This window comes from Frateuria sp. (genome assembly GCF_013362045.1).
In the GTDB taxonomy this organism is placed as follows: domain Bacteria; phylum Pseudomonadota; class Gammaproteobacteria; order Xanthomonadales; family Rhodanobacteraceae; genus Frateuria_A.
The window spans coordinates 1-21,966 of record NZ_JABFWW010000139.1 but is presented as its reverse complement, the minus strand read 5'-3'; the positions used below and the strand labels follow the sequence as shown (position 1 = coordinate 21,966).

The window sequence follows — 21,966 nt, the reverse complement described above, 5'->3', positions numbered from 1 at the left end:
CCACACGCCACCCGCAAACCCGGTGGGCTGTGAAACCCACCCACGTTCCGTTGAGGAAACCGCATGCGCACCATCGGCCTGATCGGCGGCATGAGCTGGGAATCGACCGTCGAGTACTACCGCCTGATCAACCGCGGCGTGCGCGATCGCTGCGGCCCGCTGCATTCGGCGCGGCTGCTGCTGGACAGCCTGGACTTCTCGATCATCGCCGCCTGCCAGCGCACCGGCGACTGGACCGGCGCCGGCGCGCTGCTGGCCGCATCGGCACGCCGCCTGGAAGCCGGCGGCGCCGAGTGCATCCTGATCGGCGCCAACACCATGCACCGCGTGGCCGACGCCGTGGAGGCGGCGACATCGCTGCCGCTGCTGCACATCGTGGACGCCGCCGGCCGTGCGATCCGCGCGCAGGGGCTGGACACGGTGCTGCTGCTGGGCACCGCATTCACCATGGAACAGCCGTTCTTCCGCGAACGCATGCAGCGTGACCACGGCGTGCGCTGCCTGGTGCCCGAGCCGGAGCAGCGGGCCGAGCTGCACCGGCTGATCTACGAGGAGCTCTGCGCCGGACGGTTCCGCCCGCAAGCCCGGGATTACCTGCTGCGCCTCATCGCCGACGGCATCCGCGCCGGCGCGCAGGGCGCGATCCTGGGCTGCACCGAACTGGGCCTGCTGCTGGGCGATGCCGAAGCAGGCGTGCCGGTATTCGACACCGCCGCGCTGCACGCGGCCGCGGCGGTGGATTTCGCGCTGGGCTAGGGTGCAGGGTGGGCTTCAGCCCACCTTCGCATCACGCAGGATCGGCGGTGGGCTGAGGCCCACCCTACGTTGCTCCGCAGGACCTGCTGCCTCAAACCGCGACCAGCGCCGAGCGCATGCGTCGGCCGATGCCAAAGCCCCAGTACGCCACGGTCAGCAAGGCCACCCAGCCCGCTCCCACGTACAGGGCCACGCGCGTATCGGCGCTGTAGCCCAGCATCACCAGCACGAACGCCAGGAAGGCCAGCGCAAGCACGCTGCTCGCCGGCCACACCCGCAGCCGGAACGGCAGCGGCTCGGCCTGCCGGCGGCGGAAGCGCCAGTGCGCCACCAGCACGGTGCCCCAGGTCCACACCGTGTTGAACGCCAGGATCGACATGATCATGCCGAAGATGCGCTCGGGCACGAGGTAGTTGAGCAGCACGCCCAGCAGCAGGAAGAAGATCGTCACCAGCACGCCGCGCACCGGCACGCCGCTCGCGCTCAGGCGACCCATCGCCGCCGGCGCCTGGCCCTTGGTCGCCAGGCTGTGCAGCATGCGGCTGCCGCTGAAGGTGGTCGAGTTGAAGCTCGACAGCGCCGCGGTGATCACCACGAAGTTGATCAGCCCCGCCGCCTGCGGAATGCCCAGCCTGGCGAAGGTGGTGACGAACGGGCTGCCCTGCGTGCCCAGCTCGTTCCACGGGTAGATCGCCATGATCACGAACAGCGAGCCGATGTAGAAGATCAGGATGCGCCAGATCACCGAGTTGACCGCGCGCGGAATGGTGCGCTCCGGATGGGCCGCCTCCGCCGCCGCCATGCCGATGGTCTCGATGCCGCCGAAGGAGAACACCAGCACCGGCAGCGCCAGCACCATGCCGGTGATGCCGTTGGGGAACCAGCCGCCGTGCGTCCACAGGTTGGAGATGCCCACCGGATGCCCGCCGTTGCCCCAGCCCAGCCAGATGATGCCCAGGCCGCCCAGGATCATCAGCACCACGGTGAGCACCTTGATCAGCGCGAACCAGAATTCCATCTCGCCATAGACCTTCACCGCCATCAGGTTCAGGCCGCCGATCATCGCCACCGAGGCGAACGCCCATATCCACTGCGGCAGTTCGGGGAACCAGTCCTTCATGTAGATGCCCACCGCCGTGCTCTCGGCGATGCCCACGCCCATCATCAGCACCCAGTAGTTCCAGCCGGTGAGGTAGCCGGCGAACGGGCCGAGGTACTTGTGCGCGTAGGCGCTGAAGGAGCCGGCGATGGGTTCGTGCGCGGCCATCTCGCCCAGCGCGCGCATGATGACGAAGATCATCGCGCCGCCGAACACGTAGGCAAACAGCACCGACGGCCCCGCCAGCTTGATGGTGCTGGCCGAGCCCAGGAACAGGCCGGCGCCAATGCACATGCCCAGCGCCATGAAGGTGATGTGGCGCGGCGTCAGCCGGCGCTGCAGTTGCTCGCTCATGTAAGGCCCGTCAGGTGTGGAAGGATCAGCGCATCAACCGGCGCTTGGGTTTGAGGGGAAGGCGCCCGCGCCAGTACTCGATCAGCACGTAGCCGCCCAGCATGCCGCCCAGGTGGGCGAAATGCGCCACGCCCGCCTGCGTGCCGGTGACGCCCAGCACCAGCTCGACCACGGCATAGCCGATCACGAACAGCCAGGCCGGCATCGGGATCGGCAGGAAGATCAGCATGACCTTCTCGTGCGGATACATCATGCCGAACGCGAGCAGCAGGCCGAAGATCGCCCCGGAGGCGCCCAGCGTGGGGTAGAAGCCGTGGGTGAACCACTGCACCACCATCAGCTGCGCCAGCGCGGCCACGACCAGGCAGACGAAGTAGTAGAGCAGGAACTCGCGTCCGCCGAACAGCCGCTCGATCGGTCCGCCGAACATCCACAGCGCCAGCATGTTGAACGCGATGTGCTGGAAGCCGCCATGCATGAAGGCATAGCTCACCAGCTGCCACGGCCGGAAGCCCACGGCGACCAGGCCATCGCCGACCTGCGCCCAATGGTCCGGCCCCCATGGCCACAACGCGAAATGCGCCACCAGCACATCGCCCAGCAACAGCTGCAGCAGGTAGACGGCCACGTTGGCGATCAGCAGGTTGCGGGTGACGGGAGGAAGCTGGAAGGGCATGGTCGATCCGGTGGCGGTCCAGTGAAGGGTAACCCATCGCCCTGCGGCCGCGCTCTGCCGTGCGGACTGGGTCCATCCCCCTCGGCATGAAAAAAGGCCGCCTGTTGGCGGCCCGACTGCGGAAACCCCGTGGCATGTCCCACTAGCCGTTCTGTGCGATGCCCTCGGGCCGCCGTGCGCCGGCGAAGCGCTTGGCCCAGTAGCCTTCGTCGAGGCTGGAGACCTCCACCGACTTGCCCGCCGAGGGCGAGTGGATGAACTGGCCGTTGTCCAGGTAGATGCCTACGTGCGAAATGCGCTTCTTGCCGCGCGTGTGGAAGAACACCAGGTCCCCCGGCTGCATGTCGCCGCGCTTGACCTTGATGCCGGCGAGGAACTGCGCGGCCGAATTGGCCGGCAGGCGCAGGCCGATGGCGTGCGCGAACACGTAGCGGACGAAACCGCTGCAATCGAAACCCGTGGCCGGCGAGTGCCCGCCGCGCACGTAGCGCACGTCCCGCAGCTTCATCGCCAGCGCGACCAGCGCCTGGCGCAGGTCCGAGGCCTCCTCTTCCGGCGCCCCTGCGACCGGCTCGGCGACGGACGCCACCGGCAGCCATGCAGCCGGGTCGGCCGGCAGCGTCGCCTGCGCCAGCGCCGGAGCCAGGTTGGCCAGCGGCATCGGGACCGGCACCGGAGTCGACAGCGGAGCCAGCGCCGGGCGGGTGGCGGCATGCACGGGCGTGATCGCAAACAGCGCTGCAAAAAGGGCGGCGGTTACGATCGGTCGCGGGAAGGGCATGCGGGAAAATCCCTTTGCTGTTCTGGGGCTTGGCCGTCAGCGCCGGTGGGCGAAGGGCCAGGGGACCGAAGTTAGCAAAGGCATCCTGCCAGGTTGTTCGATTGACGTTAACTAAACCCCGCCGTTTCGAAAACTTCACGCAGCCGCGTGACTGCCCGCACAGCCGCCGCTCAGCGACTTCCGAAGATGGCCGTACCGATGCGTACCTCGGTGGCGCCCTCGGCAATCGCCAGGGGAAAGTCGCCGCTCATGCCCATCGACAGCCGCGGCAACTCGTGCCCGCGCGCCGCTGCAGCGTCCCGCAGTTCGCGCAACTGGCGGAAACAGGCGCGCACGGCGCCGGGGTCGTCCGACTGCACGGCCAGGGTCATCAGGCCGCGCACGCGCAGGGCGGGCAGCTCGCCCAGGCGATCGAGGAAACCGTGCAGCTCGCCTGGCGGCAGGCCATGCTTGCTCTCCTCGGGCGAGGTCTTGACCTGCACCAGCACATCCAGCACGCGCCCTTCGGCCAGCAGCCGCCGATGCAGCGCATCGGCCAGCTCCAGCCGGTCCAGCGACTGCACCTCGCTGGCCAGCCGCGCCGCGTCCTTGGCCTTGTTGGTCTGCAGGTGCCCGATCAGCACCCACTCGAGCGGCAGGTCGGCCAGCGCGGCGGACTTGTCGCGCAGCTCCTGCGCCTTGTTCTCGCCGAAGCGCACGAGGCCCAGGGCCGCCGCCTCGCGCACCGTCTCAGCTCCGAAGGTCTTGCTGACCGGCAGGATCGTCACCTCGGCCGGATCGCGACCTGCCGCACGACAGGCCGCATCCACGCGGGCGCGCACGTCGGCCCAGCGCGCGGCGAGCGTGTCGGCCGGCCCGCTCACGGCCTCAACCGCGTTTGGCCTGCTCGCCGTGGCGCGCCACCACCTCGGCCACCACCATGCTCACCTTCTTGCCGGTGGGGATGTGCAGGAACTCGTTGGGACCGTGCGCGTTGGAGTGCGGGCCCAGCACGCCGGTGATCAGGAACTGCGCCTGCGGAAACTTCTCGCCCAGCATGCCCATGAACGGGATCGAGCCGCCTTCGCCCATGTAGGCGGCAGGCTTGCCGAAGTGATGCTCGGACGCTTCGGCCACCGCCTGCTCCAGCCAGGGCGAAAGCTGCGGCGCGTTCCAGCCGCTGCCGTCCTTTTCCAGCTTGAAGGTCACCTTGGCGCCGTAGGGCGGGTCCTTCTCCAGCAGGTCCTTGAGGAACTTGCCCGCCTGGGCGCCGTTGAGCGTCGGCGGCACGCGCAGGCTGAGCTTGACCGCGGTGAACGGGCGCAGCACGTTGCCGGCGCTCTCCAGCGCCGGCATGCCGCCGACGCCGGTCACGGCCAGCTGCGGGCGCCAGGTGCGGTTGAGCACCAGCTCGACCAGGTCCTTGGTCACCGGCTGCATGCCCTCGACGAAGGGGAACTTGTCGTACACCGCCTCGCCCAGCACCTCGGTGGAACGCCGCGCCTGCTCGATGCGCTGCGGCGGGATCTCCACGTACAGCTCCTCGGGCTTGATCCGGCCGGTGGCCGGGTCTTCCAGCCGCGAGAGGACCTCGCGCAGGATGCGGAAGCTCGAAGGCACCACGCCGGAGGCGTCGCCCGAATGCACGCCCTCCTCCAGCACCTGCACCCTCAGCTCGCCGCCGGTCATGCCGCGCAGCGAGGTGGTCAGCCACAGCTGGTCGTAATTGCCGCAGCCGGAGTCCAGGCAGACCACCAGCGACGGATTGCCGATGCGCGCGGCCAGATGGTCCACGTAATGCGGCAGGTCGTAGCTGCCCGATTCCTCGCAGGCCTCGATCAGGATCACGCAGCGCGCACGCGGTACGCCCTGCTCGGCCAGCGCCAGCAGCGCGGCGAGCGAGCCGAACATGGCATAGCCATCGTCGGCGCCGCCGCGGCCGTAGAGCTTGTCGCCCTTGAGCACCGGCGTCCACGGGCCCAGGCCCTCGGCCCAGCCGGTCATCTCAGGCTGCTTGTCCAGGTGGCCGTACAGCACCACGGTTTCATCGCAGCCGGCCAGCGTGGCCGGCACCTCGATGTAGATCAGCGGCGTGCGGCCCGGCAGCCGTACCACCTCGAGGGTCGCGCCCTCAAGCGAGGCCAGCTTGCCGCGCGCCCAGCGCTCCAGCAGCGCCACCGCCCGGTCCATGTAGCCGTGCTCGGCCCACTGCGCGTCGAACATCGGAGACTTGTTGGGAATGCGGATGTATTCGACGAGCTGCGGCACGATCTCGTCATCCCACAAGCCACCGATGAAGCCGGACAGGCGCGCGGTATCCATGGGTGGACTCCTTCTGATGCGTACGGGGAAGCGGCGTAGTGTACCAGCGCCGTCCGCGCGGCCTGGCGACGATACCGACAAGGCGGTGGGCCGACTCCGACATGGGTTCGCGATCGATCCGCGCCAACGTCAGGCCGCGCGCCGACGGCAGCCGGTCGCGCTGCTGGTCACACTGCGGCTGCGGCAACGATGCCGTCGACCAAACCTGTCGTTCCAGATCACCCAGGGAGGGAAACCCATGCAAGCGAAGTTCCGCAAGCTGCTCGTCGCACTGGCCATCGCGGCCTCGTTCACGCTGCCGGCCTTTGCCGCCACGCCGGTGAACGTCAACAAGGCCGACGCCGCGACGATCGCCAAGTCGCTCGACGGTATCGGCCAGTCCAAGGCGCAGGCGATCGTGGCCTGGCGCGAGGCGCACGGGCCGTTCAAGCGCGTGGAAGACCTGGCCCAAGTCAAGGGCATCGGCAAGGGCACGCTCGAGCGCAACCACGACGCCATCCGCTTCAGCGGCGACCTGCCGGCGCCGGCCGATGCCCCGGCCAAGAAGGCGTCGCATCGCAAGGCCAAGGCAGCCCAGGAAGGCTGAGTTCCACGGCACCATGGAGCGCGGAGGCGCTCCTCCGGCCATGGCAGTGGCGGGCCGTCGCCCAGGGAAGGGCGACGGCGGCCTGGCGGGCGCCGCACGGATGCGACTGCAATCCGGCGCCAGGCCGCCGCGGCACGCTACACTCGCGCGCTTTCCACCCCGCCGGCCGCCATGATCCTTCCGCGCTACCGCATCGCCCCGTCCCGCATCGCAGGCGCAGGCAAGGGCCTGTTCCTGGACGAGGACGTAGCCGCTGGGCGCATCGTCACCGCGCCCGACGCCATCGAACGCACCTATGGCGCCGCGGAAGTCGCCGAGCGTCCCGAACTGGCCTACGCCAGCGCGCGCTGGTTCGAGGACCGCTATACGCTCTCGCCCGACTGGCCGGACGAGTGCTACATCAACCACAGCTTCGAGCCCACCGGGTTGTGGCACCTGGGCTTCGTGTTCGCGCTGGCCGACCTGCCGGCCGGCACGGAGCTGACCGTGGACTATCGTCACCTGCTGCCGCCGGGCCAGGCGGAGGACTTTCTCGACGCGGCTACCGGTGAGAAGATCATCGGGTTGGGCTGGGCCGAAAGCCTGGCCTCAAGTACCCGCGCGCTGAGCCGATTGCTCACCTGACGGCCAGTCACACGACCGACGATGTCCAATATTCCTACCCTCGAAACGCCGCGCCTGCGCCTGACTGCACTGGCCGAGCGTCACTTCGACGACTACGCCGCCATGCTGGCCGACCCCGACAGCACCCGCTGGATCGGCGACGGCCAGCCGCTGGACCGCACCGGCGCCTGGCGCTCGCTGGCCATGCTGCTGGGCCACTGGGAACTGCGCGGCTGCGGCATGTGGGCGCTGGAACTGAAGGACACCGGCCAGTTCGTCGGCCGCGCCGGCCTGATGTACCCGGAAGGCTGGCCCGACCTGGAACTGGGCTGGATGCTCAAGCCCGAATTCCGCCATCACGGCTACGCCACCGAGGCCGGCCACGCCGTCCTCGATTTTGCCTGGCGCCGGATGCGCGCAACCCGGGTGATCAGCCTGGTGCGCATCGGCAACGAGGCCTCCGATCGCGTGGCCGAACGGTTGGGCGGCGAGCACATCGAGGACATGGACTTCTACGGCAACCACAACCACGTGTTCGCCTACTACCCGCCCTGCCGCGAATCGCGGCGGGCTTGGGCCTAGCCGGGCGCTGTCGCCGCAAGCCCCCGTTTCAGGGCGCGCTCACAGCACCGACGACATGCCGCCGCGGCGCGGCGCCAGCGAACGTCCCACGGCGGCCAGCGCAAACAGCCGCGCGATGCGGGTCCAGCCCACCGCGAGTACCGCCAGCTCGGCGAGCAGCAGCGCCAGCTGGAAGCCCCCCAGCCCCACCGCAGCGGTCTGGATGCGGCTGACGCCGAAGGCCAGCGTGACCGAGTAGCCGACCGCGCCGATGACCAGGTAGCTCATCAGCGTGCCCAGCGGCCGGCGCAGCAGCTGCATGAAGCCGCGCCCCAGCGCACGCGTCGCCGAACGCAGGCCCGGGTCGACGATGAAGGCCGCACGCGCCGATTCGACCACCGCATGGGCAAGCGCCAGCAACACCGCCAGCACCCACAGCGCGGCGTGCTGAAAGCGGCCGGCTGCGCTTTCCAGCACCGCCTGATCGGCATGCTTGTGCGCCGCACCGAGTGCCATGGCGCCCAGGCCGATGGCGATCGCATACGGCAGCAGCGACCACAGCAGCACGCGGAACATGCGGCCATATTCGATCACACCCGACTGCAGCAGCTGCCCCAGCCCCAGCACGCGCCCAGCGCGCCCGGCCGCCACCGTCATGCCGGTGAGGAGCGGGCCAAGCAGCAGGGCGAGCACCGTGGCCAGCACCAGCGACCCCTGGAGGGCGGCGCCATGCTGGCCCAACGCACTCATCACGTCGCCGAACATCAATGCATCGAACTGGCTGGCCCAGGCCGCCGCATGCACGGAGTGGTCGAGCAGGTCGGACAGCAGCCGCCACAGCGGCAGCGCCGCCACCGCGGTAGGCAGCAGCAGGAACACCAGCCACAGCAGCAACAGGCGCCACTGCAATGCGGCCAGCGGCGCGCGCAGCACGGCGCCTACGTCGGTACGTCGAGCGTTCGAGGTCATCATCACAGCGACACCAGCAACGAGTAGAAGGCCTGCACGAGGGCGGCGAAATCGGCGCTCCAGCGGCGCGAGGCGGCGCCGTCGGGCTTCGTGGTGCGGCTGTCGTTCAACTTGTCCGCATCGAGGTAGACGCGCCGCTGCGGATCGAGCTCGGCCGATGCCACCTTGCTCGGCCCGGTGAAATCGAAGCGCGCCCAGCGTCGGTCGTCGTTCCACTTCAGCTCCTGATGGCTGCCGTCGGCGAAGGTCACCTTGAGTACCTGCGGCACAGGCGCCCCATCGCGCACCACGCTCACCGCGCTGTGCCAGGGGAATGGGCCGGTGCCGGGTCTGGCATTCGGGTGTGCCTTCTTCCAGTCGGCGCGCTGCTTGTCGATCCGCTTGTCCAGCGCGGCGCTGTCGCCGTCGCTGTGCTTGCCGTTGGCGAGCATGCTGCCGGCCAGCGGCAGAACCTCCTCGCTGTCGATGCTGGCGACGCGATCGTCGATGTGTGCGGTGCCGTAGACGTACTGGTCGAACACCTCATTGACGTTCTTCGCGTCGCCCGAGACATCGATCAGCGTCGCGCGCAGGTCCGCTGCGGAGGGATGGCGGAAGCGCCAGCGCCGGTAGTACTCCCGGAAGGCGCGCTCGGTGATGTCGTGGCCCAGCCGCTCCTCCAGGTCGTGCATGGCCGTGGCGGTGCGCGAATAGACGGTGCCGTAGCTGCCGCTGGAATAGCGGTCCCAGGCATTCTCGCCGAGCGGGTCGTAGGGGTGCTTGAGGTCGGCGCCCAGGCGCTCGGCCACGAAGCCAGGCACCGACGGCGCGATGCCGAGGCGGCGCAATGCCGGCACGGTCGCGTCGATGACCTGCCCGCGCGCGCGCAGCATGCGCATGTCCCAGTACTCGTTGAGGCCCTCGTCCAGCATCGGCTCCTCGAACTCGTTCGAGGCGAGCAGGCCGTAGAAGTAGCCGTGTCCGAACTCGTGGATGGTGACGAAGTCGATCGCGTACTGGCTCAACGTGCCCGGCGTGACCTCGCTGTAGCCCTCGGCCGTGAAGAACGTGGGGTACTCCATGCCGCCCGCTTCGGATGCGTTGTACGGCGGCACCACCGCGGTCAGCGTGCGGTAGGGATACGGCCCCAGCGTGTCGGAGAACCAGGTCAGCGAATCGGTGCTGGCCTTGAGCACCGGCTGTGCGCTGGCGGCGTATTCGGGCGGATAGAGCACGCGCACCGCCACCTTCGGGCTGCCCGGCCCCTGCCAGCTGCCGTCCATTACCTTGTAGCCCTTGGCCGCGACCCAGGCGAAGTCGTGCACGTCCCCCTGCACGAAGTGGTATGTGGTCCTGCCGTTGGCGCTGACCGGCGCACCCTGCTGCTCGCCCACCGCACCGACCGTGTAGTCGCTGGGCACGGTCATGGTGACGTCGAAACGGCCGAAGTCGGCGTAGAACTCGCTGTTGAAGTGGAACTCGTGCACGTTCCAGCGCACCTGCGTGGCACCGCGTTCGCCCGGCAGTTCCAGCACGCCGATCTTGGGGAACCACTGCGCGACCAGGTTGAAGTCGCCCCACCAGCCGGTGCGCTCGACCACGCGCGGCAACTGGCTCAGGAAGTCGATGTCCAGCGTCAGCGTGCCACCGGCAGGCACCGACCGGGCCAGATCGATGCGCGCGACGGTCTGGTCGGTCTTCGGACCTCCGTCCGGATGCACGAACTCCCACTTGAGCGCCACGCCATCCTGGCTGACCTGCTTCAGGTCGATCCAGCCCCACTGCCCCTTCTTCAGCTTGGCCGCGCCGCGCGAACCGCTGTGCGCGGTGAGCACTTCGCGCTCGCTGAAGAAGGTGCTGCCTTCGTTCTGGAAGGCGTTGAGGTAGAGGTGCACATAGACGCTGCGAACCTCGCGGTCGCTGCGGTTGCGCCAGGTCAGCTGTTCCTTGCCGGTGATCGCGTGCCTGGCGGCATCCAGGTCCGCATCGATGCGATAGTCGACCACGCGGTCGGACAGTGTCGCCTCCCGACCGGTGCGCGGCCCGCCCCAGGCGTTTGCGGCACTGGGTACGGTCGGCGCGGCGGCATTCGCGGGAGCGAAGGGAATCGGTGCCACGACCGCAGCGGTCGCCGCCGGCGCGGGAGCGGCAACCTGGGCCTGCGCCAGGTGCGGAAAGACGGCGGCACCCAGCAGGGCGAGCACGCCCAGCCACCCGGTAACGGTCGGTCTCATCAAGCGATCTCCCCTTTTGCCGGGCCATCGGCCGGCCGTGATTTCCCCGTGCGGGCGGCCGCCTCCCGAGCGTCCGCCGCAGGCGCGCAGCGTGCGGCATCCCTGCCCGGTCCACATAGGCCAAAGGTCACGCCCGGGCCAGCCGCGCGGCGCATCGGCAACGCCGGCACGATCAGCAGGATGCCGCCTTTCTCAGCGGTCGTCGCGGGTCCAGATGGCGCCCTGCTCCTGGCGCACCGGGAAGGCGGCGATGGGCTCGTAGGCCGGCGGCCGGGTCACCGCTCCCGTGCGCAGGTCGAAGCGCGCGCCGTGGCGTGGGCACTCCACCTCGAAGCCGAACACTTCGCCGCCGGCCAGGTCGCCGCCGTCGTGCGTGCAGACGTCCTCGACCGCATACAGGCCGCCATCGACGTTGTAGACCGCGATCGGCGTGTCGCCGTCGTACACCACGCGGAACTCGCCCGGCAACAGTTCGCCGGTTGCGCACACGCGCACCCAGGTTTCGGTACCCAAGCTCATGCGGCTGCTCCGGCCAGGTCCTTCACCAGCAGCTCGAAGCGCAGATCGTCGCGGCGCGGCAGGCCGAAGCGCTCGTCGCCGTAGGGAAACGGCTTGTACGTGCCGGTGCGGCGGTAGCCGCGGCGTTCGTACCAGGCGATCAGCTCGTGGCGCTGCACGATCACGGTCATCTCCATCGCGCGGCAGTGCCACTCCTCGCGCGCGATCCGTTCGGCTTCGCCGAGCAGGAGCTTGCCCAGGCCGCCGGTCTGCTGCGCGGGGTCGACCGCGAACATGCCGAAGTACGCCGCGTCGCCCTGGCGCTCCACATGGCAGCTGGCCAGCAGCCGACCGTCGCGTTCCAGCAGCACGATGCGGCTGTCCGGCCGGGCGATCACGGCGCCGACGTCGGCTTCGTCGGTGCGCCGGCCGTCGAGCAGATTCGCTTCGGTGGTCCAGCCGCGCCGGCCGGAGTCGCCGCGATAGGCGGACTCGACCAGCGCGACCACGGCGGGAATGTCGGCCTGGGTTGCACAGCGGAACACGGGAGCGAGGGGCGGGGTGGTCATGCGCCCATGATAGCGAGCCGTCATCGCCGCGGCCGCTCCGGCGCACGCCGGAGGAATCGCGGCATCAGGCATTCACGCCGCCTTCGTTCCATAACACGTCCACTGGCGCTCTCGTCGAGGCGTTGCCCGTGCCGATCACGCGTCCTCTCCGGCTGATTCCCTGCCTGCTCGCGCTGGCCGGCTGCGGCGTGCGCGCGCAGTTGCCGGTGACCGCCGGGATGGGGCCGGACCCCACGCTGCCGCCTCCCAGTCCCTCGCTCATCCCCACGGTGGACATCGCACCGGCCGAAGGCTGGCCGCCGGGCGCCAGGCCGGTTGCCGCAGCGGGACTGGCGGTGCAGGCGTTCGCGCGCGGGCTGGACCATCCGCGCTGGCTCTACGTGCTGCCCGACGGCGACGTGCTGGTGGCGGAGACCAACGGCCCGCCCCGTCCGCAGAACGCACGCGGCCTCAAGGGCTGGGTGATGCGCCAGGTCCAGAAGCGCGCGGGCGCCGGCGTGCCCAGCGCCGACCGCATTACCTTGCTGCGCGATGCCGATGGCGACGGCGTGGCCGAGACGCGCAGCGTGTTCCTCGCCCACCTGCACTCGCCTTTCGGCATGGCGCTGGTCGGCGATGCGTTCTACGTAGCCGACACCGATGCGCTGCTGCGCTTCCCCTACCGCGACGGCGAACTGCACATCGACGCCGACGGCGCCAAGGTGGCCGACCTTCCCGCCGGCCCGATCAACCACCACTGGACCAAGAACCTCATCGCCAGCCGCGACGGCAAGCGGCTGTACGTCACGGTCGGCTCCAACAGCAACGTGGGCGAGAACGGGCTGGACGTGGAACGCGACCGCGCGCGCATCCTGGAGATCGATCCGGCCACCGGCGCCACGCGTGCCTACGCCACCGGCCTGCGCAACGCCAACGGCATGGACTGGCAGCCGCAGACCGGCGCGCTGTGGACGGTGGTCAACGAACGCGACGAACTCGGCAGCGACCTGGTCCCCGACTACCTGACCGCCGTCCGCGCCGGGGCCTTCTACGGCTGGCCATACAGCTACTACGGCCGGCACGTGGACACGCGCGTCACGCCGCAGGACCCCGCGCAGGTGGCGCGCGCCGTGGTGCCCGACTACGCGCTGGGCGCGCACACCGCTTCGCTGGGCCTGGCGTTCTACGACGCCAGTCTGATGCCGCAATACCGCGATGGCGCCTTCGTCGGCCAGCACGGCTCGTGGAACCGGCGGCCGCCCAGCGGCTACAAGGTCGTCTTCGTGCCGTTCGCCGGTGGACGGCCGACCGGCCTGCCGCAGGACGTGCTGACCGGCTTCCTGGATGCACGCGGCCACGCCAGGGGCCGACCGGTCGGGGTGGTGGTGGACAAGCGCGGCGCGCTGCTGGTGGCCGACGACGTGGGCAACACCGTGTGGCGGGTGGCACCGGCGCGGCACCCCTAGGGCGGGAACCGGCCCGGCGCCGCTTCGGCGGGTGGACCGCGGCCCGCCCGTGTCCCGTTACATGAGCAGCCGGCGCACCTTCTGCAGCGCGGCGATGAATACGTCGATCTCTTCCATCGTGTTGTAGAACGCCAGCGAGGCGCGCAGCGTGGCCGGCACGCCGTAGTGCTGCATCAGCGGGTGCGCGCAGTGGTGGCCCGAGCGTACCGCCACGCCCTCCAGGTCGAGCAGGGTCGCCAGGTCGGTGGACTGCGTGCCCTCGATCAGGAAGGAGATTACCGGCTCCTTCTCCGCCACGTCGCCGAACAGCCGCAGCCCCGGCACCTCGCGCAGGCGCTCGGTGGCGTAGGCGAGCAGCTGCTGCTCCCAGGCGTGGGCGGCGTCCAGGTCGAGCTCGCGGTAGTAGTCCACCGCCACGCCCAGGCCGACGAAGCCGGCGATGTTGGGCGTGCCCGCCTCGAACTTGTGCGGCGGGTCGGCGAAGGTGGTGCCGTCCACGCGCACCTGCCGGATCATGTCGCCGCCGCCGAAGAACGGCGGCATCGCATCGAGGTGCGCGCGCTTCGCCCACAGCGCGCCGGTACCGGTCGGGCCGAGCATCTTGTGCCCAGTAAAGGCGTAGAAGTCGCAGCCCAGCGCCTGCACGTCGACCGGGCGGTGCGGCACCGCCTGCGAGCCGTCGACCAGCAGCGGGATGCCGCGGCGCGAGCACTCGCGGGCCAGCTCGCGTACCGGGTTGACCGTGCCCAGCACATTGGAAACGTGCGCCACGCAGGCCAGCTTCACTTCGGGTGTGAGCATCTCCAGGTAGCGCTCGACGATCAGCCCGCCGTGCTCGTCGATCGGCGCGAACTTGACCGTCGCGCCGCTGCGCTGGGCCACCAGCTGCCACGGCACGATGTTGGCGTGGTGCTCCATCAGCGTGGTCAGGATCGTGTCGCCGGGCTTCAGCTGCGGCAGCGCAAAGCTGTAGGCCACCAGGTTGATCGCCTGGGTGGTGCCGGAGGTGAGCACCAGTTCGTTGCGCGAGGGTGCGTTGATGAAGCGGGCCAGCTTGTCGCGCGCGCCCTCGTAGGCGAGCGTCGCCTCCTCGCCGAGCTGGTGCACGGCGCGCGAGACGTTGGCATTGTGCTGACGGTAGTGCGCGTCCACCGCCTCGATCACCGCGGCCGGCTTCTGGCTGGTGTTGGCGTTGTCCAGATAGACCAGCGGCTTGCCGTGCACGCTGCGCGCGAGCAGCGGGAAGTCCGCGCGAACGCGCGGGGCGTCGAAGGCGGTGGACGCCGTGTGGGCGTGAGCGGCGGTGGCGGACATCGGTGTCTCGCTTTGTGAAGAACTGATCACGGATGTTTTAGCCTGCCGGATGTGAAGAAAAGTTGGGCTTGCCTCTGGCGAGGGTCTAGGCGGCCGCCCGGCCCGTTCCCCGGATGGCGCGGGACGGACTCCGTCAACCGGGCAACTGCGCCAGCAGCAGCTGCTCGACGTGGTTGCGCAGCGCCTCGTGGGACAGCGATTCGAACGGTACGCGGGCAAAGGCCGCGGTGAGCAACGCGTGCGCCTGGGCGCCAGGAATGCCGCGCGAGCGCAGGTAGAACAGCGCCCGCTCGTCGAGCTGGCCGACCGTGGCGCCGTGCGCGGCCTTCACCTCGTCGGCGTAGATCTCCAGCTCCGGCTTGGTGTCGATCTCCGCCTGCGGGGAGAGCAGCAGGTTCTTGTTGGCGAGCGTGGCGTCGCTGCCGTCGGCGCCAGCGGCGACCACGATCGCGCCGCGGAACACGCCGCGCCCGCGCCCGCCCGCCACACCGCGCCAGGTCGACGAGGAGACGGTGTCGTGCGCCCGGTGGTGGATCGCCAGCTGCGTATCCATGTGCTGGCGTCCGTTCGGCAGGAAGGCGCCATGGGTATGGAACGCCGCCCCGTCGCCCACCAGTTCGGCGCACAGGTCGTGGCGAGCCAGCGCACCGCCCAGCTCCAGCGCGTGCAGGTGCGCCTGCGCGCGTGCATCCAGCCGGTAGTGGCTGCGCCGGAACAGGCTGCTGCCCGTGCCGGCCTGCTGCAGTACGGCGTGATGCAGCTTCGCGCCGGCGTGCAGCGCAAAGTCGCCCAGCTGCGTGCCCAGGTGCCCCTGCTCGCCGGCGCCCAGGTGTTGCTCGACGAGGGTCAGCTCGGCGTCCTCGCCCAGCTCGACGAGGTTGCGAACGTGCCAGGCAAGGTCGCCTTCCGCGCCCGCACCGACGAACACCAGGCGCAACGGCGCCGCAACCCGGACCCCTGCCTCGACCCGCAGCACCACGCCGTCACCGGCGAAGGCGGCGTTGAGCCGCGCGAAAGCATCGCCGGCCTCGCGGTAGTAACGTGCCAGGGCGAAACGCAGCGGCTCCGGGTCGCGCTCCAGCACCCCGGACAGGGGCTGCAGGCTCACGCCGGCAGGCAGTGCGTCGGGCAGGGACAGGTCCTGGCGGAACACGCCGTTGACGAACACCAGCGCGGGCGCGCCCGCGCCAGGCAACGCGAGCAGCGCCGGGTCGATCGGGCGGCTAGCCGCCTGCGCGTCGCCGGCGGCGAAACCACGCTGGGCCAGCGCCCGCAGCGCCGTGTACTTCCAGGCTTCCACGCGCGTATCGGGCAGGCCCGCCGCGACGAAGGCTTCGAGGTTCCCGCGCCGCGCCTCGTCCAGCCAGGCGATGCCGCTGGCCGGCAGCGGCGCCCCGGCCAGCGCCGCCACGAACGGCGTGCGTGCCGGCTGGCTCATGCGGACGCCCCGGCCGGCTCGCCGTGCTCGGCGACCCAGGCGTAGCCGTGCTCTTCCAGCTTGAGCGCCAGGCTGCGGTCGCCGCTCTCGACGATGCGCCCGCCGGCCAGCACGTGCACGAAATCCGGCACGATGTAGTCGAGCAGGCGCTGGTAGTGCGTCACCACGATGAACGAGCGCTCCGGCGAGCGCAGCGCGTTGACGCCCTCGGCCACCTGCTTGAGCGCGTCGATGTCCAGGCCCGAGTCGGTCTCGTCCAGGATCGCGAGCTTCGGCTCGAGCAGCGCCATCTGGAAGATCTCGTTGCGCTTCTTCTCGCCGCCGGAGAAGCCCTCGTTGACCGCGCGGTTCAGCAGCTCCGGCGAGAGCTGCATGACCTTGAGCTTCTCGCGCACCAGCTTGAGGAACTGCATCGAATCGAGCTCCGCCTCGCCGCGCGCCTTGCGCTGCGCATTGAAGGCGGCGCGCAGGAAGTAGGTGTTGTTCACGCCGGGGATCTCCACCGGATACTGGAAGGCCAGGAACACGCCGGCGGCGGCGCGCTCCTCGGGTTCGAGCTCCAGCAGGTTGCGGCCCTCGAACAGCACCGAACCCTCGGTGACCTCGTAGCCTTCGCGGCCGGACAGCACGTTGCCCAGCGTGGACTTGCCCGCCCCGTTGGGGCCCATGATGGCGTGCACCTCGCCCGGCCTCACCTCCAGCGAGAGCCCCTTGAGGATGTCCTTGCCCGCGACGCGGGCGTGCAGGTTGTCGATCGTGAGCATGTACGGGTCCATCAGGAAGACAGGTGCGCGAGCGCGTCGAGCGCGTCCTCGCGTCGATCCCAAGGCACGAACACGTGGTCGTGCAGGAACGCGGAAACCGGGTTGCAGGAAATGCCGCGCGCAGCCAGCGCGGCGGAAACGGCGGCCATCATGCCGACCGCATCGAGGCTCGACTCGACGCCCAGGGTGATCTGCGCCCACAGCAACCGGTCGGCGACCGGCGCAGGGCCTGCCAGGTCGTGGTCGACGATCAGGGTGACGCCCTCGTCCTCGCGGAACATCATCAAGGCCTCGTCCAGGCGATGGGCGGCCTTGTCGTGCGAAAGGAACAGGAAGCGCCGCGGCACCGGATGCAGGCGCGGGCGAAGGTCCGCCAGCAGCGCGTCCAGCTCGGTGCCGCCGGGGTGCAGGTGGGTGGCCGGCGCGCTCATCCGACCGCGCCCTCCAGCGAAACCTCCAGCAGCTTCTTGGCCTCCACCGCGAACTCCATCGGCAGCTCGCGGAAGACCTGCTTGCAGAAGCCGTCGACGATCAACGACACGGCGTCTTCCTCGCCGATGCCGCGCGATCGGCAATAGAACAGCTGGTCGTCGGAAATCTTGGAGGTGGTCGCCTCGTGCTCGACGATCGCGCTGGGGTTCTTCACTTCCATGTACGGGAAGGTGTGCGCGCCGCACTTCTTGCCGATCAGCAGCGAGTCGCACTGGGTGTAGTTGCGCGCGCGCTCGGCGCCCTTCTCCACCTTGACCAGGCCGCGGTAGCTGTTGGAGCTGCGCCCGGCCGAGATGCCCTTGGAGACGATCTTGGACTTGGTGTCGCGGCCGATGTGGATCATCTTGGTGCCGGTGTCGGCCTGCTGGTAGTGATGCGTGAGCGCCACCGAGTAGAACTCGCCCACCGAGCGGTCGCCGCGCAACACCACGCTGGGGTATTTCCAGGTCACTGCCGAGCCGGTCTCCACCTGCGTCCAGCTGATCTTGCTGTCCGCGCCGCGGCAGTCGCCGCGCTTGGTCACGAAGTTGTAGATGCCGCCGACGCCGTTCTCGTCGCCCGGGTACCAGTTCTGCACGGTGGAGTATTTGATCGTGGCCCCTTCCAGCGCGACCAGCTCGACCACCGCCGCGTGCAGCTGGTTCTCGTCGCGCCGCGGCGCCGTGCAGCCTTCCAGGTAGGAGACGTGCGCGCGGTCCTCGCACACGATCAGCGTGCGCTCGAACTGGCCGGTGTTCTGCGCGTTGATGCGGAAGTAGGTGGACAGCTCCATCGGGCAGCGCACGCCCTCCGGCACGAACACGAAGCTGCCGTCGGAGAACACCGCGGAGTTGAGCGCGGCGAAATAGTTGTCGCCCTGCGGCACCACGCTGCCCAGGTACTTGCGCACAAGCTCCGAATGCTCGCGGATCGCCTCGCTCATCGAGCAGAAGATCACGCCCGCCTCGGCCAGCTTCTTGCGGAAGGTGGTGCCGACCGAGACCGAGTCGAACACCGCATCGACCGCCACGCCGGCCAGGGCGGCGCGCTCGTGCAGCGGCACGCCGAGCTTCTCGTAGGTTTCCAGCAGCGCCGGGTCGACCTCGTCCAGCGACTTGGGCGCCTTCTTCGGCGCCGAGTAGTAGCTGATCGCCTGGTAGTCGATCGGATCGATCTTGAGCTTGGCCCAGTCGGGCGTGGGCATGGTCTGCCAGTGGCGGAAGGCGGCCAGGCGCCACTCGGTCATCCATTCGGGCTCGCGCTTGATCGCGGAAAGCTGGCGGATGGTGTTCTCGTCCAGGCCCGGCGGCAGGCCGACGCTTTCGATGTCGGTGATGAAACCGGCCGCGTAGTTGCGGCCGAGCGCTTCGGCGACCTCGACGTTGTCGCGCAGCGCGACGCTGTCGGTCCGGCCTTCGATGGATTCGGCGGTCATGCGTGGGTCCTGCCCTTCAACTCGCTCAGCGCCACGGTGGCGACCGCCGGGCGCAGCGGTTGCAGCATGTCGGCCAGGCTCACCGCGCGCAGCGCGCCGTCCAGTACGTTGCTGATGCGCCGCCAGCTGCCGCGCACGCCGCATTGCGCTTCGCGGTCACACTGCCCTTCGACGCTGCATTCGGTCATGCCGATCGGCCCTTCCATCGCCTCGACGATCTGCGCCAGGCTGATCTCGGGCGCCGGCCGCGCCAGCCGGTAGCCGCCGTTGACGCCGCGGAACGACTCGACCAGCCCGGCATGGCCCAGCGACTTCAGCAGCTTGCTCACGGTCGGCAGCTCCAGCCGCGTTTCCTCGGCGATCTGCGCCGTGCTGAGCACGTCGTGCGGATGGGCGGCGATGCAGGTCATCACTACCGTGGCGTAGTCGGTCAGGCGGCTGACGCGGAGCATGGGGAAGCCAGGGCCTCGTTGAATTCAGACCAAAATGGTACGGATTATCGCCGCCGACGTCAACGCCGCTGCCGCGCCGCACCACGAAAGTGCATGGCTTGCACCGCGACAACGCAGGCGCACCCGGATACCCGCCACGGTGCGCATGCCAGCGTCCGCCCCGCACTGGCACGTCTCGTGCTGTATCGCAACAAACATGCGGGGGAGCGCGCGATGAAGTGGATCACGGCCATCATCAAGCCCTTTACGCTGGATGACGTGCGCCAGGCCCTGGCCGAGGCGGGCGTCACCGGCATGACGGTCACCGAGGTGCGTGGCTTCGGCCGGCAGCGCGGGCACACCGAGCTCTACCGGGGCGCCGAATACGTCGTCGACTTCCTGCCCAAGCTCAAGGTGGAAGTGGGCGTGGCCGACGAGCAGGTCGAACGGGCGATCGAGGCGATCGGCCAGGCGGCGCGCACCGGCAAGGTCGGCGACGGCAAGATCTTCGTGCTGCCGCTGGAGCACGTGGTGCGCATCCGCACGCAGGAGATCGATGCCGATGCGCTCTGACCGGTCGATGCGCGCGCGCGGCGCGGCCTGCCTGGCCATCGCACTGGCCGGCGGCATGCCTGCGGCGGCCTGGGCCTCCCCCGCCCGGCTGGACAGCGGCGACACCGCCTGGATGCTCACCTCGGTGATGCTGGTGCTGCTGATGACACTGCCGGGCCTGGCGCTGTTCTACGGCGGCATGGTGCGGGCGAAGAACCTGCTCTCGGTGCTCATGCAGTGCTTCGCGATCACCGCGCTGGTGTCGGTGCTGTGGATGCTCTACGGGTATTCGCTGGCCTTCTGCACCGCCGGCATGCAGGCGGGCGTCACCAACCTGCATTCGATCGTGGGCGGGCTGGGCCGCGCGCTGCTCGCGGGCGTGAGGCCGGACACGCTGTACGGCACCGTCCCGGAAAGCGTGTTCGTGATGTTCCAGCTCACCTTCGCCATCATCACGCCCGCGCTGATCGTGGGGGCGTTCGCCGAGCGGATGAAGTTCAGCGCCCTGCTCTGGTTCAGCGGCCTGTGGCTCACCTTCGTCTACCTGCCCATGGCGCACATGGTGTGGAGCGGCCCCGGCTCGCTGCTGGGCGACCTGGGCGTGCTGGATTTCGCCGGCGGCACGGTGGTGCACATCAATGCCGGCGTCGCCGGCCTGGTGGCCTGCCTGGTGATCGGCAGGCGCCGCGGCTACCCGCACACGCCGATGCCGCCGCACAACCTCGGCTATACGGTGGTCGGCGCGAGCCTGCTGTGGCTGGGCTGGTTCGGCTTCAACGCCGGGTCGGCAATGGCCGCCAACGGCAGTGCCGGCATGGCCATGCTGGTCACGCAGATCGCCACCGCCGGCGCCGCGCTGGGCTGGCTGACCGCCGAGTGGGCGCTGCACGGACGCCCCAGCGTGCTCGGCATCGTCTCCGGCGCGGTGGCGGGCCTGGTCGCGGTGACGCCGGCGGCCGGCACCGCCGGTCCGGGCGGCGCGTTGCTGCTGGGCATCGCCGCCGGGGTCGCGTGCTTCTTCACCGCCACGCGGCTGAAGTACCGGCTCGGCTACGACGATTCGCTCGACGTGTTCGGCGTGCACGCGGTGGCCGGCATCCTCGGCGGCCTGCTCACCGGGCCTCTGGCCTCGCCCGCGCTCGGCGGTTTCGGTACGGTAGCCTCGCCGCTGGCGCAGCTGTGGATCCAGGCCAAGGGCGTGGGCTTCACCATCGGGTGGAGCGCGGCGCTCAGCTTCGCGCTGCTCAAGCTGCTCGACCGCACGGTCGGGCTTCGCGTCAGCGACGAGCAGGAACTCATCGGCCTCGATCTCGCATTGCACGAAGAACGCGGCTACAACCTTTCCTGAGGCGCATCGGCGGCGCCCGTCGATCGCCGCGTGCGGCACACTCCGGCTTTGCCAAACGGTCACCGCAGCAGATGGACAGGCCCGACCATCCCGCCATCCCCTGGCCCGGCTTTGCCGCGGAGCGCGCCTTCGTGCTGCCGCTGCAGGCCGCGCTCATGGCCACGCCATTCGGCGAGCGGTGCCAGATCGACGGCGTGCGACTGGCGCGCAAGCGGGAGTTCCACGTCACCGTGCTCGATCGCGAAATGGCTCGTGCCGCTGCCGGCTACGGCGAACCGCGGCTGCGTGCGCTGTACGCGTCGCTGCACTGGGCGCCGCGGCGCACCGGCCGCTACGCGCTGCTGCATCGGAGCAAGCACAACGGCACCGATGCGCTCGAGTGCTGGTCGCTGATCGAGTACCTGCACCTGCCCGCGATGTACGCCTTCCGCGCGGAACTTGCCCGCATGCTGGGCCCGGCCTTCGATCATCCGGTGCCGCACGTGACGCATCTCGTGCACGGCGATCCCACCGGCATCGGCGTGCCGGACGTACGCGCGCTGGCGACGCTGCTGGTGCGCGCGGTCGAGCCCTGACCGTCACCCGGCCCGCACGGCCGCAGCCGCACACTGGCGCGGCCCAGCGGGCAGAGGCCGATGCCATGCAAGACACGATCGAACCCGGCTACATGCTCTTCGTCGCCGATGGCGAACTGGGCGTGGGCGCCGTACGCGAGGTGCATGCGGACAGCAGGGAACTGGTGGTGAACATCGAGAACGGTGGCGACTTCACCTTGCCGGCGACGAGCGTCCTCGACGTGCAC

At 69.8% G+C, this 21,966-nt stretch carries 23 protein-coding genes; 8 read left to right on the top strand and 15 right to left on the bottom strand.

Annotation, left to right across the window (positions count from 1 at the left end; translation table 11 throughout):
* Nucleotides 1-63: 63 nt before the first annotated feature.
* Nucleotides 64-756, top strand: coding sequence for an aspartate/glutamate racemase family protein (locus HOQ08_RS06690; RefSeq protein ID WP_291192596.1), 693 nt, complete (start codon nucleotides 64-66; stop codon nucleotides 754-756).
* A gap of 91 nt (nucleotides 757-847) precedes the next feature.
* Here the strand turns inward: HOQ08_RS06690 and HOQ08_RS06685 are convergent, their stop codons facing one another.
* From HOQ08_RS06685 to HOQ08_RS06665, 5 genes are all read right to left on the bottom strand, one after another.
* Entirely contained in the window at nucleotides 848-2,209 is a 1,362-nt protein-coding gene (locus HOQ08_RS06685; RefSeq protein ID WP_291192595.1) for an amino acid permease, read from the bottom strand.
* A gap of 25 nt (nucleotides 2,210-2,234) precedes the next feature.
* Nucleotides 2,235-2,885 (bottom strand): rhomboid family intramembrane serine protease, encoded by a 651-nt coding sequence (locus tag HOQ08_RS06680; protein WP_291192594.1) that lies wholly within the window; start codon nucleotides 2,883-2,885, stop codon nucleotides 2,235-2,237.
* Nucleotides 2,886-3,027: 142 nt separating this feature from the next.
* On the bottom strand, nucleotides 3,028-3,666 hold the full coding sequence (locus HOQ08_RS06675; RefSeq protein WP_291192593.1) for an NlpC/P60 family protein: 639 nt from the start codon (nucleotides 3,664-3,666) through the stop codon (nucleotides 3,028-3,030).
* 170 nt (nucleotides 3,667-3,836) lie between these two features.
* Nucleotides 3,837-4,529: a YggS family pyridoxal phosphate-dependent enzyme gene (locus HOQ08_RS06670; RefSeq protein WP_291192592.1), complete on the bottom strand. Its 693-nt coding sequence runs from the start codon at nucleotides 4,527-4,529 to the stop codon at nucleotides 3,837-3,839.
* Between the two features lie 4 nt (nucleotides 4,530-4,533).
* On the bottom strand, nucleotides 4,534-5,967 hold the full coding sequence (locus HOQ08_RS06665; RefSeq protein WP_291192591.1) for a M20 family metallopeptidase: 1,434 nt from the start codon (nucleotides 5,965-5,967) through the stop codon (nucleotides 4,534-4,536).
* A 238-nt stretch (nucleotides 5,968-6,205) separates the two neighbouring features.
* On the opposite strand from HOQ08_RS06665, the gene HOQ08_RS06660 reads away from it, so the two are divergent.
* From HOQ08_RS06660 to HOQ08_RS06650, 3 genes are all read left to right on the top strand, one after another.
* Nucleotides 6,206-6,553: a helix-hairpin-helix domain-containing protein gene (locus HOQ08_RS06660; protein WP_291192590.1), complete on the top strand. Its 348-nt coding sequence runs from the start codon at nucleotides 6,206-6,208 to the stop codon at nucleotides 6,551-6,553.
* Nucleotides 6,554-6,724: 171 nt separating this feature from the next.
* Nucleotides 6,725-7,177 (top strand): SET domain-containing protein, encoded by a 453-nt coding sequence (locus HOQ08_RS06655; protein WP_291192589.1) that lies wholly within the window; start codon nucleotides 6,725-6,727, stop codon nucleotides 7,175-7,177.
* A gap of 21 nt (nucleotides 7,178-7,198) precedes the next feature.
* Nucleotides 7,199-7,738, top strand: coding sequence for a GNAT family N-acetyltransferase (locus tag HOQ08_RS06650; RefSeq protein ID WP_291192588.1), 540 nt, complete (start codon nucleotides 7,199-7,201; stop codon nucleotides 7,736-7,738).
* Nucleotides 7,739-7,777: 39 nt separating this feature from the next.
* Here the strand turns inward: HOQ08_RS06650 and HOQ08_RS06645 are convergent, their stop codons facing one another.
* From HOQ08_RS06645 to HOQ08_RS06630, 4 genes are all read right to left on the bottom strand, one after another.
* Nucleotides 7,778-8,689, bottom strand: a complete 912-nt coding sequence (locus HOQ08_RS06645) for a hypothetical protein (protein ID WP_291192587.1) — start codon at nucleotides 8,687-8,689, stop codon at nucleotides 7,778-7,780.
* The gene (locus tag HOQ08_RS06640; RefSeq protein WP_291192586.1) at nucleotides 8,689-10,899 is read right to left on the bottom strand and encodes a M1 family metallopeptidase; all 2,211 of its coding nucleotides are present in this window, start codon (nucleotides 10,897-10,899) and stop codon (nucleotides 8,689-8,691) included. The genes HOQ08_RS06645 and HOQ08_RS06640 overlap by 1 nt, the downstream gene beginning before the upstream one ends.
* Before the next feature lie 192 nt (nucleotides 10,900-11,091).
* Nucleotides 11,092-11,418 (bottom strand): non-heme iron oxygenase ferredoxin subunit, encoded by a 327-nt coding sequence (locus tag HOQ08_RS06635; protein ID WP_291192585.1) that lies wholly within the window; start codon nucleotides 11,416-11,418, stop codon nucleotides 11,092-11,094.
* Nucleotides 11,415-11,966 carry a GNAT family N-acetyltransferase gene (locus tag HOQ08_RS06630; protein WP_291192584.1) on the bottom strand — a complete coding sequence of 184 codons (552 nt, stop codon included), beginning with the start codon at nucleotides 11,964-11,966 and terminating at the stop codon, nucleotides 11,415-11,417. The genes HOQ08_RS06635 and HOQ08_RS06630 overlap by 4 nt, the downstream gene beginning before the upstream one ends.
* Nucleotides 11,967-12,094: 128 nt before the next feature.
* Between HOQ08_RS06630 and HOQ08_RS06625 the strand changes: the two genes are divergently transcribed.
* A complete protein-coding gene (locus tag HOQ08_RS06625) occupies nucleotides 12,095-13,411 on the top strand; it encodes a sorbosone dehydrogenase family protein (RefSeq protein WP_291192583.1) in 1,317 nt (438 codons plus the stop codon).
* Between the two features lie 57 nt (nucleotides 13,412-13,468).
* Here the strand turns inward: HOQ08_RS06625 and HOQ08_RS06620 are convergent, their stop codons facing one another.
* From HOQ08_RS06620 to HOQ08_RS06595, 6 genes are all read right to left on the bottom strand, one after another.
* The gene (locus tag HOQ08_RS06620; RefSeq protein ID WP_291192582.1) at nucleotides 13,469-14,725 is read right to left on the bottom strand and encodes a cysteine desulfurase; all 1,257 of its coding nucleotides are present in this window, start codon (nucleotides 14,723-14,725) and stop codon (nucleotides 13,469-13,471) included.
* A 133-nt stretch (nucleotides 14,726-14,858) separates the two neighbouring features.
* Nucleotides 14,859-16,163: a Fe-S cluster assembly protein SufD gene (gene sufD / locus HOQ08_RS06615; protein WP_291192581.1), complete on the bottom strand. Its 1,305-nt coding sequence runs from the start codon at nucleotides 16,161-16,163 to the stop codon at nucleotides 14,859-14,861.
* Entirely contained in the window at nucleotides 16,160-16,927 is a 768-nt protein-coding gene (gene sufC, locus HOQ08_RS06610; protein ID WP_291192580.1) for a Fe-S cluster assembly ATPase SufC, read from the bottom strand. The genes sufD and sufC overlap by 4 nt, the downstream gene beginning before the upstream one ends.
* An 11-nt stretch (nucleotides 16,928-16,938) precedes the next feature.
* On the bottom strand, nucleotides 16,939-17,358 hold the full coding sequence (locus tag HOQ08_RS06605; protein WP_291192579.1) for an ACT domain-containing protein: 420 nt from the start codon (nucleotides 17,356-17,358) through the stop codon (nucleotides 16,939-16,941).
* Entirely contained in the window at nucleotides 17,355-18,833 is a 1,479-nt protein-coding gene (gene sufB / locus HOQ08_RS06600) for a Fe-S cluster assembly protein SufB (protein ID WP_291192578.1), read from the bottom strand. The genes HOQ08_RS06605 and sufB overlap by 4 nt, the downstream gene beginning before the upstream one ends.
* Complete coding sequence (locus HOQ08_RS06595; protein ID WP_291192577.1) at nucleotides 18,830-19,285, bottom strand: SUF system Fe-S cluster assembly regulator; 456 nt, start codon at nucleotides 19,283-19,285, stop codon at nucleotides 18,830-18,832. Before HOQ08_RS06595 ends, sufB begins: the two co-directional genes overlap by 4 nt.
* A 213-nt stretch (nucleotides 19,286-19,498) precedes the next feature.
* On the opposite strand from HOQ08_RS06595, the gene HOQ08_RS06590 reads away from it, so the two are divergent.
* The 3 genes from HOQ08_RS06590 (at nucleotide 19,499) to HOQ08_RS06580 (ending at nucleotide 21,739) form a co-directional block, all read left to right on the top strand.
* Nucleotides 19,499-19,837 carry a P-II family nitrogen regulator gene (locus HOQ08_RS06590; RefSeq protein ID WP_291192576.1) on the top strand — a complete coding sequence of 113 codons (339 nt, stop codon included), beginning with the start codon at nucleotides 19,499-19,501 and terminating at the stop codon, nucleotides 19,835-19,837.
* Nucleotides 19,827-21,164, top strand: a complete 1,338-nt coding sequence (locus HOQ08_RS06585) for an ammonium transporter (RefSeq protein ID WP_291192603.1) — start codon at nucleotides 19,827-19,829, stop codon at nucleotides 21,162-21,164. The genes HOQ08_RS06590 and HOQ08_RS06585 overlap by 11 nt, the downstream gene beginning before the upstream one ends.
* 71 nt (nucleotides 21,165-21,235) lie before the next feature.
* Nucleotides 21,236-21,739 (top strand): hypothetical protein, encoded by a 504-nt coding sequence (locus HOQ08_RS06580; RefSeq protein WP_291192575.1) that lies wholly within the window; start codon nucleotides 21,236-21,238, stop codon nucleotides 21,737-21,739.
* Nucleotides 21,740-21,966 lie beyond the last annotated feature (227 nt).